This window comes from Sphingomonas hylomeconis (genome assembly GCF_025370105.1).
Lineage (GTDB): Bacteria > Pseudomonadota > Alphaproteobacteria > Sphingomonadales > Sphingomonadaceae > Sphingomonas > Sphingomonas hylomeconis.
In genome coordinates this window covers 557,345-568,400 of record NZ_JANQBK010000003.1, presented here as the reverse complement: position 1 = coordinate 568,400, position 11,056 = coordinate 557,345, and the positions used below count along the sequence as shown (strand labels likewise).

At 63.4% G+C, this 11,056-nt stretch carries 15 protein-coding genes; all 15 read right to left on the bottom strand.

Going from position 1 to position 11,056, the window contains the following annotated elements; all coding sequences use genetic code 11:
- Window positions 1-49: 49 nt before the first annotated feature.
- Window positions 50-703, bottom strand: coding sequence for a phage tail protein I (locus NV401_RS06460; RefSeq protein WP_261293568.1), 654 nt, complete (start codon window positions 701-703; stop codon window positions 50-52).
- Window positions 693-1,604 (bottom strand): baseplate assembly protein, encoded by a 912-nt coding sequence (locus tag NV401_RS06455; RefSeq protein WP_380816349.1) that lies wholly within the window; start codon window positions 1,602-1,604, stop codon window positions 693-695. The genes NV401_RS06460 and NV401_RS06455 overlap by 11 nt, the downstream gene beginning before the upstream one ends.
- Window positions 1,605-1,741: 137 nt before the next feature.
- Window positions 1,742-3,736, bottom strand: coding sequence for an ATP-binding protein (locus tag NV401_RS06450; protein ID WP_261293566.1), 1,995 nt, complete (start codon window positions 3,734-3,736; stop codon window positions 1,742-1,744).
- Window positions 3,729-5,120, bottom strand: coding sequence for an SIR2 family protein (locus tag NV401_RS06445; RefSeq protein WP_261293565.1), 1,392 nt, complete (start codon window positions 5,118-5,120; stop codon window positions 3,729-3,731). Before NV401_RS06445 ends, NV401_RS06450 begins: the two co-directional genes overlap by 8 nt.
- A 247-nt stretch (window positions 5,121-5,367) precedes the next feature.
- Window positions 5,368-6,033, bottom strand: a complete 666-nt coding sequence (locus NV401_RS06440) for a phage virion morphogenesis protein (protein ID WP_261293564.1) — start codon at window positions 6,031-6,033, stop codon at window positions 5,368-5,370.
- The gene (locus tag NV401_RS06435) at window positions 6,030-6,518 is read right to left on the bottom strand and encodes a phage tail protein (RefSeq protein WP_261293563.1); all 489 of its coding nucleotides are present in this window, start codon (window positions 6,516-6,518) and stop codon (window positions 6,030-6,032) included. The genes NV401_RS06440 and NV401_RS06435 overlap by 4 nt, the downstream gene beginning before the upstream one ends.
- The gene (locus tag NV401_RS06430) at window positions 6,515-6,757 is read right to left on the bottom strand and encodes a hypothetical protein (RefSeq protein ID WP_261293562.1); all 243 of its coding nucleotides are present in this window, start codon (window positions 6,755-6,757) and stop codon (window positions 6,515-6,517) included. Before NV401_RS06430 ends, NV401_RS06435 begins: the two co-directional genes overlap by 4 nt.
- Window positions 6,744-7,274 (bottom strand): hypothetical protein, encoded by a 531-nt coding sequence (locus NV401_RS06425; protein WP_261293561.1) that lies wholly within the window; start codon window positions 7,272-7,274, stop codon window positions 6,744-6,746. Before NV401_RS06425 ends, NV401_RS06430 begins: the two co-directional genes overlap by 14 nt.
- Window positions 7,271-7,756, bottom strand: coding sequence for a glycoside hydrolase family protein (locus NV401_RS06420; RefSeq protein ID WP_261293560.1), 486 nt, complete (start codon window positions 7,754-7,756; stop codon window positions 7,271-7,273). The genes NV401_RS06425 and NV401_RS06420 overlap by 4 nt, the downstream gene beginning before the upstream one ends.
- Window positions 7,753-8,112, bottom strand: coding sequence for a hypothetical protein (locus NV401_RS06415; protein ID WP_261293559.1), 360 nt, complete (start codon window positions 8,110-8,112; stop codon window positions 7,753-7,755). The genes NV401_RS06420 and NV401_RS06415 overlap by 4 nt, the downstream gene beginning before the upstream one ends.
- Before the next feature lie 2 nt (window positions 8,113-8,114).
- Window positions 8,115-8,327: a tail protein X gene (locus tag NV401_RS06410; protein ID WP_261293558.1), complete on the bottom strand. Its 213-nt coding sequence runs from the start codon at window positions 8,325-8,327 to the stop codon at window positions 8,115-8,117.
- Window positions 8,327-8,809, bottom strand: coding sequence for a head completion/stabilization protein (locus NV401_RS06405; RefSeq protein WP_261293557.1), 483 nt, complete (start codon window positions 8,807-8,809; stop codon window positions 8,327-8,329). The genes NV401_RS06410 and NV401_RS06405 overlap by 1 nt, the downstream gene beginning before the upstream one ends.
- Window positions 8,806-9,030 (bottom strand): hypothetical protein, encoded by a 225-nt coding sequence (locus tag NV401_RS06400; RefSeq protein ID WP_261293556.1) that lies wholly within the window; start codon window positions 9,028-9,030, stop codon window positions 8,806-8,808. Before NV401_RS06400 ends, NV401_RS06405 begins: the two co-directional genes overlap by 4 nt.
- 111 nt (window positions 9,031-9,141) lie before the next feature.
- Complete coding sequence (gpM, locus tag NV401_RS06395) at window positions 9,142-9,876, bottom strand: phage terminase small subunit (RefSeq protein WP_261293555.1); 735 nt, start codon at window positions 9,874-9,876, stop codon at window positions 9,142-9,144.
- 91 nt (window positions 9,877-9,967) lie between these two features.
- Window positions 9,968-11,029 (bottom strand): phage major capsid protein, P2 family, encoded by a 1,062-nt coding sequence (locus tag NV401_RS06390; RefSeq protein ID WP_261293554.1) that lies wholly within the window; start codon window positions 11,027-11,029, stop codon window positions 9,968-9,970.
- Between the last annotated feature and the right edge of the window lie 27 nt (window positions 11,030-11,056).

Genomic DNA, 11,056 nt, shown 5'->3' with positions numbered 1-11,056 from the left:
TTGACCAGCGCTGCGCGGCCTGCATTGGTAAGCGTGAGGGTCAGGGCGGTCATGGTGCGGATCCATCGATGAAGCCGGTATCGCCGAACTCGAGCGGCTCGCCGTTCTGATCCTGCAGCAGGTCAGCCCAGGGCGTGCCGGCGTCGCCATCGGTCGCGGCAAGGTGCAGCCGGCGATAATTGGTGGCCTGCAGCGCGGCGATCGGCGCGGGCATCCCGGCGAGGCGGAGCTGCTGGACCAGCTGGAAGTGCGCGCGCGCAGGTTTGGTGCGCGATACTTCGGTAACGATCGCGCGAGCGACCGCGGCCGAGGTGCGACCGCCGCCGGCGACGCCGGCAGCATCGATCACCGGCAAGCGGACCTCGAAGGTGTAGGGCGCGGCGTTCGGCGTAACTTCGAACCATTCGACCAGCTCGAGCAGCGCATCGAACGATGCGAGAACACGCTCGATGCTGTAGCGCGTGCCCTTCAGCCGCTGATCCTCGATCGCGCTGGCGACCGCGGCGCGCTTTTCATCCTCGCTCCACTCGGGATCCCAGCGGTCGATCGACAGCCCCCAGGCCAGCCAGGGCAGCAACGCGATCGGGCAGGTCTCGGGGTTCCAGAGCGCGAGCAGATCCGGCACGTCGCTATCGCGCGCCGTGGCATCGACCAGCGCGCGCTCGAGCGGCGTGGCGTTGGGGGGCAGCAGGCTATTCGCCATAGCCGGCGATCGCGACATCGAGGCCGACGCAGTTGGACGCCTGCGTGTCGTCGCACAGGACGTCCGCCGGCGGCGCGGTGAGCACGACGTTCTGCACGCCCTCGACCATCAGCGCGCCGGTGATGCCGGCGCGCGTGACGTCGCGACCGAGCTTGCGGCAGGATAGCAGATAGGCCGCAAGGGAAGCCTGCGCGGCCGCGAGCATCAGCGTTTCGTCGGGGCCGTAAAACAGCACGAGCCGGGCCTGCACGAGATAGTCGACGATCGAGGCCGATGCGACGACGACGTTATCGGTCAGCGGGCGCTTGCGATTGCCGCGGACGGTCGCAAGCGCGTCATCGACCGCGTCGAGCTGGTCGGGCGTGGCCTGGCCATTGCCACTGCGCGACAGGATCGAGACAAGGACGGTGCCGGGTGCCGGGCTGGTCGCGCTGGCGTCGAGGATTGAGGCAGCGGCCGACAGCGCATGATAGATATAAGCCGCCTCGGGACCGGCAACGCTGTAACTTTCGGGCGCCAGCACGATGCGGCGACGATTGGAATCGTCATCCTCGTAGACCGCCGCGGTGCCGGCGACCGGATCGGCCGGCGCGACCTGCAGCCGTGCGACGCCGAACAGCGCGCCGAGCTGATCGAGATTACCGTCCGTCGCATAGGCAACGAACAGCTGCCGTGCGCGATCGTTGAAGTTCTGCCGATCGAGCAGCCGGAAATAGGCCGCGACCTGCAGCACTTTGACGGCCGGATCGCTGTCGACGGTCGCGTCGAAGCTGGGCAGGATCTGCTGCAGCTTGGTAACCATTTCATCGAACAGCTGCTCGTAAGACAGCGGCTCGACGACGTCGGGCGCCGGCAGGCGCGACAAGTCGACCGAGTTGGTGCTGGCGGGATTGACGGACATGGTGGCCATGTCGCCACGCGTTGGGCGGGATAGCTATCGTGCGGTCTTGTAGAGAAGCTCTCTACAAGACCGGGTAGACCTGACCGCATGCTTCTTGTCGCAAGCAGACCGGGATCAATTTACCAACTGCATATCCATCAGGCGCCCCAAGCTTCAATAATTTGGCCGAGCGGGAAGGCCGACGCCTCCTTGCGCCATTCGTGATATGGCGCAGCAGTCTGGCTGTAGGGGCCGGGGTCCGGCCGGTCGAATTGCACGCGCGCCGGGATGTGGAAAGCGCTACCGAATACAATTGCCTCACCCGATGCCAGGATCGTCACTTGATCGAGCAGCCGCCGCGCCTGCATCGGGATAATGCGTCTGAAATGGTCAATGTCATCCGGGTTCTGCAGCCGGTGGCTTATGAAATTAGCGCATTGGCTAATAATAGTCTGGCTAATCTCACTCGGCCTCTGGCTGGCGATGATCAGCGATAACCCGAACTTGCGACCTTCCTTGGCGATCCGCTCATAAGCTAGCCGCGCCAGACGATGGCCGCGGTCCTCATCGGAACGCGCCGGACGCGCATAATTGTGCGCTTCTTCGAGCACCAGAACCCAAGGGTGCTTGTAGCGCAAAGCTGCCGGTAATCGCTCGCGTGCCTCAAGTAAGATTCGGCCGATGACTGCGCAGGCGTAGGGCAATACTTCGTTGCTCAACATCGACAGGTCGAGCACCGATACCTTTGGCCCGGTATCGGCGCCTAGGCCAAACCGAGTGAACCATGACGATAGCGTCTCGACCTTGGTTGCTTCGTCCTCATAGTTGAGGAAAGCACGCCACCGCTTATCGTCGAGTCGGGTTTTCAGGCGCAGCTTCAGAGTTGTCAAATGCGCATCGACCCTGAACGTATCCTCCTTAGATACTGCGCGATTGATCAGTGAGGGGTCGGTCAATGTCGCGCGCGATATGGGTAACGGGGAATCGGCCGTGCGCGCGCCAGCCTCTGCAGCGCTACTACCGCCGACAATCTTCTCTCGGATCGCGTCCTTGAGCGCCTCTGCTTCAGCCGCGATCGCAGCCTGATTGTTCATCACTTCCGTGTTGTAGTCATTGGCCAAGCGGTGCGCGACGAACAGCGCAGCGAAAGCCGCTGTGTCGATGCCGCTACCAGAAAGGTGCCCGGTAATGGCGTCACAATAAGACCCCGCTGCCTTCTTCTTGATCTTGGTCAGTTCGGTTAAGAGTTGATCGAGCGCGCTCATCGAATTTTGAAACGCTCCCATGCTGGCGGCTACGGTAGCATTGCCGCCCTTGGCGATCGCCCACCAGTCCTTGAGAACCGGCTCCTGCGTCTGTTCCGAAGCACTCAACCAAGCGCAGATTTCCTCGGCGTTAAGAAACCAAAGCGGTAAGGAAAATTCCTTGCCGTTAAGATAGATGCGATCGGGCACGCGCTGTTCAGGTTCCTCGGCGGGAAAGGCATTCGCGTATTCGCCGTTGATATCAAGAATGAAGACGTGCGGCTCTTCGCGAGCGCCGTCGAGCGCCTTCATCGCCTTCTGAATCAGGCTTGAGACTGAAAAAGATTTGCCCGACCCCGTGTTGCCGACGATCGCTAGCGGTCGGGAGAAAAGATCGTTGTAGGAGGCGCGCACTACGTTCCGCGCTTGCCCAGTCGGGAAACCGATCTTGAGATTGTAATCAAAGTCTTTCTCGTCATACCCTTCGGGCTTATTGCGCCGCGGAGGGATCTCGAAGACAGCTTTCAGGATCTCTGGTGAACCAATCTCGGCCGGCGTGTCCAGGGTTGGCAAGACCGAGATGCCCGGGCTGAAGGCGGGCTCATCGTCATTATGTTCGATCGTGCCAAGCAGTTGCACGCTTGCGGTTCGGCGCGGCTTCATCAATTCAAGACTGAGTTCGTCGCCGCTACCCGGGTCGAAGGTCTCGCGCGCCTCAAGATCGGTAATAATACCGATCACGGTTTCCCCTGCGCCAAGTGCGAAAGTCAGATAGGCATTGATTGCGATTGCAGTCTGGACACCGTCGAGGGTGGCACGCATCGCCGAGCGAGTTTCTGGCAGCAGTTCGACTTTCACACGAAAGCCCTGGACCGAAACGATGTGACCGATAAGGCGCGGATTATCCATCCTTGTCATCCGTGTTGGTACCGGAATTTGCTGATGATGCGATCTGCTTTTCGAAGCGGCGAAGGCGCAGGAAATCGTCGAGCCACTGTACATCGGGCATCACCGTGCGCGCGAAATCATCGAACGTAGCGTAGGCGAATGGGTTGGCAGCGAAGCCGGCCTCTGTCGGGCAGAGCACAAAAGCGCGCTTGCCAAGATCCTTGTAGCGACGGATGCGGGCGATCACCGGGCTATTCGGATTTGGCTCGACTACTAGCATCACCAACGATGGGTTCATCAGCGCGCTTTCGATGATCCGCGAGACATGTTCGTCGCCGAACCCGTAGCCGAGGACGAGAAGGAACGTCTGGGGAACACCCAACCGAACCTGAAACGAGCGAAAGAGGTGTGCATAAGGCATGGCCAAAGTTTGCGCGAACTTGTTGGCGGTGGGCAGGATGCCGACCGAGCGCGCACTCTGCGCCAAGGGGACAAGAGCTTCGGCCTTCTCCGCCGCCGTCATACCGGCATACGTGCGATACGGCTCGAGGTCAGGATGGCGCGCGCGCATTTCGAGCCCCTGCTCAAACCAGTGGATTGAGCCGTGCAGCTTGTAGAAATGGAGAAACTTGTCGAAGCGGCGCACGCGCCCCTCAGCAACCTCGCCGGGATAATAGATGTCGAGGCCATAAACCGACGGGTCGAAGCGCGCGGCCGCGCGCCCTGTAAAGCCGTCGAAGTATTGTATACCGAGAAGCTCTAACGCCTGTTCGAACAGGGTGTCGTAGTTGAGCGTGAAAAGGTGCGTGCGCCCGAGGTTGCTATCACGCGCGACAAGCTTGGAGAGAAAGGCCATCTGCGGGGCCACCTTGTCAGCGGTCGTCGCTAGCGCACTATCAGGTAACGAAAGCGCGCATTCGGCAAAGATCGCCATGCGCAATCGATCAACGAACCATTTGAGTTCAACCTTGGTCGGCGCTGGTGTGCTTGGCCAAACGACGGCGTGGAAGGGGCCTCCTGCTTGGTCAGCAACAACTAAAGCGTTGGCGATGAACGACAACCAAGTCTCGAACCCTATCAGATCCCCTAAAATATTTGCATACTGGACGTTGAGGCTACGGCTTTCGAGGATCTGTGCGATCGACGGGGGCAGATCGGCCATCGCCCGAATCGCGTCGAATACTGCCGTCTCCAGGTTGGCCATGGTCTTGCCGCCAGCCGAAACCGAAGTGCCTGACCCCGTCAGAACGACCAAATTTTCCATTCGAAGCCACTCGGAAATCAGCGATTGAAGGCGAATGCGGCCCTGCTTTGGGTCGAGGCCCTCAAGCAGATCTCCTATCCCGCCATCTTCAGCCAAGCCGATAAGCTGATAAACAATGGCATCCGGCGTCGTTGCCGTCATAAGCCTCCCCCGTCCTTCCGGCATTTCTCGGGACGGTTAAGCCACCCGGTACCGGCTGTTGCCGCTTTCACTTGATTGCCGTGCGGAACGTCGGCCATCGACACCGTTAGAGGTGTTACAACGAACGACAGCTTTCCACTACCTTTTGCAAACAGCGACGCGAGCGTTGTTATTATACCAAGGGAAGTCGGAATTGCGGCAAGCCCAAAACTTCCCGAGTGACTATGCGTTCGTCAAATATGTTCCGCTATACGTCCGTCACGTGATCTAGCAGCATGTCCAGTGCGCGCGACCGTTCGCCTTGCGTAAGGCCGAGCAAGCCGCGTTTGGCATAGCGCACTGCCCGCCTCTTCGCGGACGGCTTATCGCCCAACCCGTCCTGGTGGACCCGGGCGATCTCCGCGGCGCGACCAGCAAAACCGATCCACGCTTCGATATCAGTAGCGCCGGCGCGAAGATTGCGAGCGTTTCGAAGCTTGCGAAACATGGCCTTCTGCCGCACCGCGCCCTTACGACGGAACCTGCCGGCGCAGGCATTCCGTTCGCTCGGCTCGACGGGCAGATACCGATCGACCTTGTCGTAGAAGAAGCTGCGGATGCCGCCCGCCTCGATATCGAAGCCGGTCATCATCGGGCCATCATGCACCCAGCTTTTCAGGAACACGGTGCGCGGTTCGACCGCCCCCTTTGGGTAGAGAAACTTGACCGCATAGGCGCCAGGCTTCAGCTCAGGCCGCTTACGGCGCGCGGCGAAGGCGCTGCCATCCGGTTGGCGTTGCCGCGCGATCCGTTCCGCCTGGCTCTTTTGGATCCCGCGCGCCATCTTGCGCAGCAGCGATCGGCGCTCCGCGCTGCCCAGTTGGCGCAGCAGCGCGCCGGCGAGCGCCTGGATATCGGCGAAGTCGTCTTTCACGCGTCGGGAGCGAGGAAAATCGTGCCGCCGGTGACGTCGTCGATGATCGCGGCCCAGAATCTGGCGCCATCAGCGTTGGCGAATTCGTCCTCACGACTGGGCTCGTCGAGATGCGTTACGACCAGGCCGCCGTCAGTGCGCGCGACCTTCACCCGTTCGGTCAGCTCGAGATCGACCGACACGTCGGCAAGATCGCCATCGAGGATCTCCGATTCAAAGCTGAAGGGCTCCTGCTGATCGCGCTCGAGCAGATCGGGCTGCCGTTCCGCCACCCAAGAGAGCAAGGGCACGAACAGCGCGTCGACGTCGCCGGCATAATCCTGCACGACGACGTTGACGGTGTAGCGATACTCGAAGCTCAGCGAGCCGGTGTTGCGCGCGGCGATCCGCCCCTTGTCGATAAACATCGACAGGTTCTCGGGCTTGTCCTTCAGCCCCGGTACCGACGCCAGCAGCAGCGCTTTCAGGCTCTCGGGCTTCTTCACTTGACCTTGCCCGGGCAGGATCCCGGTGCATTCCAGTTGATCAGGCGATCGAGCTGAGCGGCGTTGACCGCGAAGGCCTTGGCGATGCGAATGAAGCCCAGGCGGGCAGCCGTGGGGATCTGCGCGAGCAGCGCCGGATCCTCGGGCAGGCCGGCCGGGCGATCTGCGCACCGCGTCAGCTCGGCAGGTGGGGCATCTTTGATCTCGACCGCAACCGGGACTGGCTTAGGGATTTCCACTTCCGCCCGGTCCGCGCATCCCGGCAACGCCGTTGACAGCAGCAAACCACTCGTGATCGACAATGTTCGTGCGTTCAGCCTGGGCATCGGCCATCTCCATTCTAAGCGCAGCATCGCGCGCGCTTTCCGCTGCCAGTCGGGCAGCCGCGGTGTCGGTGTTGTTCTTGGCGTCGTGATCGCTCATGGCCTTGGCGAGCGCCTCGGCCGATGCCTGCACGGTCGCGGCTTTGAAGCCGGCGAGCTGCGCAACGTAGCGCTGGCAGATGGCGCCGCGGGCGTGCGCCACGGTGACCGGCTTGCCCTTCGCATCCTTCTCGACGGTGACCGAGGGCGCGAAGTCGGCGCCGGCGCCGGCACAGATCACCTCGGCCGAGTGCAGCGCGGCATCGCGATCGGCGCTGACCTGGGCGAACTGGACGTAGAGGAACGCGCCGACCGCGCCGACCGCGACCAGCACCAGCCAGCCGGTCTGTTCGCCGATCCAGCCTGCCGCCAGCGAGAAAAGCTTCCTGGTCATGCCGCCACCCCCGTCGCCATCATCGCCTCGAGGCGCACGGCGCGGTCGCCGACCTGGTTGTGCCAGCGCGACGCCTTCATGCCGCGCGCCGCGGCGACGTAATCGCCCCGCTGGATCATGCCGAGCGTGTTGCGGAAGCCGAGCATGCCCTTCAGCCCAAGGTTGAACGTCATGTTGAGCAGGACGCGCTGGCGAACGTCGTCCAGCTTGCGCCACCAGGGAAGATCGTGATCGAGATGCGCCTCGACGGTGTCGATGTCGCTGTCGAGCAGGAACATGGCCTGGGCGCGGGTCACCCCGCGCGCGATCACACCCGACTTCGTGATCCCCAGCGCGCGTGCCTCATGCGCCCGGATGCCGACATCGTCGAGGTTGCGGCCGACCGCGATGCTCAGCTTGCCGGCCGTGCAATGATAGACCTTCAGGCGCAGGGCTTCGTCCCGGATCAGCTCGCTACGGAGCCGGGCGCGATCATAGGTCATTGTCCGTCCTTCTTCTTGGGCAGCCAGGAGACGATGCGGTCACCGATTTCACGCGGCAGGGCGCCGACCGCGTCGACCGCGCTACCGATGAACTTGGGCGCCGCCTTGAAAGCGATCATGCCGAGGGTGAAGCTGATGCCCTGCAGCACGAAAGGATCGAGCGTCACCAGCGCGCCGATCGCGCGCGACACGAAGAAGCTGACACAGGTGCCGACCGCGAACTGGATGAAGCGCTCGCCCCAGGTGAGGCCCTTTTCGTAGGCAAGGCTGACCGCGGCGCCGAGCGCGGCTGGCGACAGGCCGGCGAGCAGCCCAAGGAAGGCGGCGAGAAGATCGGGGATCGTATGCTTGTCCATGATCAATCCCACAGCTGGATGATGTCGCGCACGACGGGCGCAGGCGGCGTTTCGGGCAGGACGACCCGCTTGCCGGCCGGCAGGATCGTGCCCAGCTCGGCCAAACCGGGATTGGCCTCGAGCACCGGGCCGAGATCGCTGGGCCCCAGACCGCGCGTTCGCCAGATCAGTGCGTCCAGCGTCTCGTCCTGTCGTGCGGCGACGGCGTCGGCCATCAGATCAACTCCACACGCACGCGACCGCGGCCGAGCATGTCACGCACGGCGTGCAGCGCATCGCGCCGCAGCTCGACGATCGAAGGTTCGAGCTCGTCCGCCTGGCGCTGCCCGGCCGTTGCAGTGTCGATATCGCGATAGGTCTCGACCAGCTCGGCCTTCGCATAGGCGCCGATCGCGCGGGCATAGAGCAGGACCAGCCGGCTCCTGCCGTCGAGGATCGTCGTTGGCACGCTGCCCAAGGTCGGGCGCCCGGCGAGCAGGTGGGCGGCCTGCCAGATGGCGAGCTGATTGCCGGCGGTCAGCATCGCGCCGAGGATCGCCTTGCGGAGCCGCTCGGGCGTGACGTTGTCGCGGATGCGATATGCCTCGCGCAGGCTTGTAGGATCGATATCCGGGAACCAGCCGTCATTGATCACGACCGCTTCGATCGCGGCCGGCGTGCCGGACACGACGGCGGTCTTCACGACAAGGCCGCTCACGCCATCAGCCTTGCGCTGCCCGCCGCGCCGGCCGCGAACACGACCAGGCCGACGAGGATCATGGTGATGGCGCAACGGATGAAGAGCGCTTCGCCGATCGCTTTGCGAAGTGGTTCGAACTCACCCATGGCGAGCGCGATCACGCCGGCGAACGTCAGCCAGGCGCCGAGCGCGAAGGCCGCAAGCGTCGCCGCAAGGTTGATGGTGGTGGCGAGTGTCACAAGCGAGCCTCAAAATTCCCGGGGGTGGGGATCAGGACGGTCGATGGCCCTCAGCGCCGAAGCGCCCTCCCATCCCGCGTGATCCGTCCCCGAGCGCCGGGGGCGAGCGTGTCAGCCGGCTGAGCCGGTATTCTTGTCGGCAGCTTTCGCGGCCTTGGTGTCCGCGGGCTTGGTGATGGCCTTTTCGAGCCGCTTGATCTGGCCGGCGACGCCGACGCGATCGTGCAGCCGCACCGCTTCCCGCAACGGGGCGAGCGCGCGGACTGCCGCCACGACGAATTCCGGCCTGGCCGGGTCGATCGTGTCGGCAGCGCGCGCCAGCTCGATCCCGATCGCTTTGTTGAGCTTGGCGCGGATCTGGTCGTGCATGTCCGCATCGGCCGTCAGCTCTTCGACATGCTCGAGCACGGAAAGCGGGAACGGCTGATTGGCGGTCTGCGCCTTGATCGCGGCGTCCGAGATCTCCTCGACGATCAGGGCGGGCGCGGTGCGCTCGTAGCGCGAAGGCAGCGGCACCTCGTACCGCACGACATGATCGGCCAGCTCGAGCGCGCGATCATAGTCGCCGGTATCGATCAGCCAGACCATGATGGTCGGCAGCACGTCCTCGGCAACACCGGCGCCGGCATCGCGACCGCCGGCGAGCAGGCCAGCCACCCAATCGGCATAGTTGGGCAGCATTTCGCGCTTGGCGTCGATCTTGCGCTGGATCGACTGGATTTCCTTCAGCCGGCGCAGATCGTGCTGGAGGCGCATGGCGACCTGCGCCGCGGCGCGCTCGGCCGGCGTGCCGGTATCGGAAGCGGGGGTGGCTAACCCGCTCTCCAGCGCAGGAGCGGATGCCATCTGGGATGCAAGGATACGATCCCGATGTTTGCGAGCGAGGCTCATGGCATGTCCTGTGGAGAGCGGGCTATCTGGTGGGTCGAGCGGCCGATCAGGCCGGCTTCCTCCCCATGACGATGTTCTCGACGAGCGCGGCCTTGCCCATGTCCTCGACGACATAGGCCTGGTTGACGCTCTCGTAATTTTCGATCTGGTCGCGCCTGGCGTTGTCCTCGATCTTCCGGCGCTCCGAGCTGATCTGCTCGTAGACAGACAGGTTCGCGAGCGTGGTGATGAGCATCGCGTTCTTCGGGAACTTCGGCACGCGCACGGCCGTCAGGCCGCCCAGCTTCTTGTCGGAGAGCAGGACATCGCGGGCGAGCTGCTCGGTCGCCTTGTCGCCGGCCGCGTTGACGATCGAGAAGTATTTGTCGTGGACCAGGTCGCGGCCGACGATCACGACGAGGTCGGTATCCTCGCGGTAATTCTCGTCGAGCAACTCGATCGCGTCATAGACCAGCGCATCGACGTTGACGAAATCCACCTCCGTCCCAACATCGCCAGCACCGATGTAGATCGCCTTCGTCGCGGTCTCGACGCCCTCAGTGGTGACGGTGAGCCCACCATCGCTAAGCACGCGCGCCGGCGCATCGTTGCGAAGGTGCTGCAGCCAGCCGATGTTGACGTCCTGCAGCAGCGGATAGGCGACCGGATCGGTTTCGACGGCGACGTGCGTGCCATTGAAGCCGATCGTGATGATGTCGAGCGCCTTCGCCTTCACGATCGCGTCACGGATCAAGACCTGGAAGTTCGGCTGGTGGGCCCAGGCGTCTAGCGTCTCATAGCGGATCAGCGTGTCGAAGTCGGTCTTCTCGCAGCGGTAGCGCGTCTCGTCCAGATCGCCGGGATAGCGCGGCTGGCGATCGTGGATGCGCGTGTCGGTGCGGCTGGCGATCGTTCCCTTCACACCGACGCCGACCTTGTCGCCTTCCTGCGCCACCACCGGAATGATGTTGATCCGGCTCAGGAAATCGCTGGTCGTCTGGATCTTGGCGCGCAGCGTCTGCGCGACGGCCGGGGCGACGGTGAACGAACGGCTGGGATCGCCGACGCCGTTCAACTTGCCGATCTGGACGGTGTATTTGTCGAACTTCAGGCGGGTGGTGTTGAGCATGGGACGCGGCTCCTGGAGGAAATCAGT

What these genes read in the sequence shown, in the direction of transcription:
- NV401_RS06415 (WP_261293559.1), bottom strand. Translation starts at nt 8,112, where the DNA reads ATGGACAAGCATACGATCCCCGATCTTCTCGCCGCCTTCCTTGGGCTG.
- NV401_RS06410 (WP_261293558.1), bottom strand. Translation starts at nt 8,327, where the DNA reads ATGGCCGACGCCGTCGCCGCACGACAGGACGAGACGCTGGACGCACTG.
- NV401_RS06420 (WP_261293560.1), bottom strand. Translation starts at nt 7,756, where the DNA reads ATGACCTATGATCGCGCCCGGCTCCGTAGCGAGCTGATCCGGGACGAA.
- NV401_RS06450 (WP_261293566.1), bottom strand. Translation starts at nt 3,736, where the DNA reads ATGGATAATCCGCGCCTTATCGGTCACATCGTTTCGGTCCAGGGCTTT.
- gpM (WP_261293555.1), bottom strand. Translation starts at nt 9,876, where the DNA reads ATGGCATCCGCTCCTGCGCTGGAGAGCGGGTTAGCCACCCCCGCTTCC.
- NV401_RS06460 (WP_261293568.1), bottom strand. Translation starts at nt 703, where the DNA reads ATGGCGAATAGCCTGCTGCCCCCCAACGCCACGCCGCTCGAGCGCGCG.
- NV401_RS06455 (WP_380816349.1), bottom strand. Translation starts at nt 1,604, where the DNA reads ATGTCCGTCAATCCCGCCAGCACCAACTCGGTCGACTTGTCGCGCCTG.
- NV401_RS06445 (WP_261293565.1), bottom strand. Translation starts at nt 5,120, where the DNA reads ATGACGGCAACGACGCCGGATGCCATTGTTTATCAGCTTATCGGCTTG.
- NV401_RS06425 (WP_261293561.1), bottom strand. Translation starts at nt 7,274, where the DNA reads ATGACCAGGAAGCTTTTCTCGCTGGCGGCAGGCTGGATCGGCGAACAG.
- NV401_RS06390 (WP_261293554.1), bottom strand. Translation starts at nt 11,029, where the DNA reads ATGCTCAACACCACCCGCCTGAAGTTCGACAAATACACCGTCCAGATC.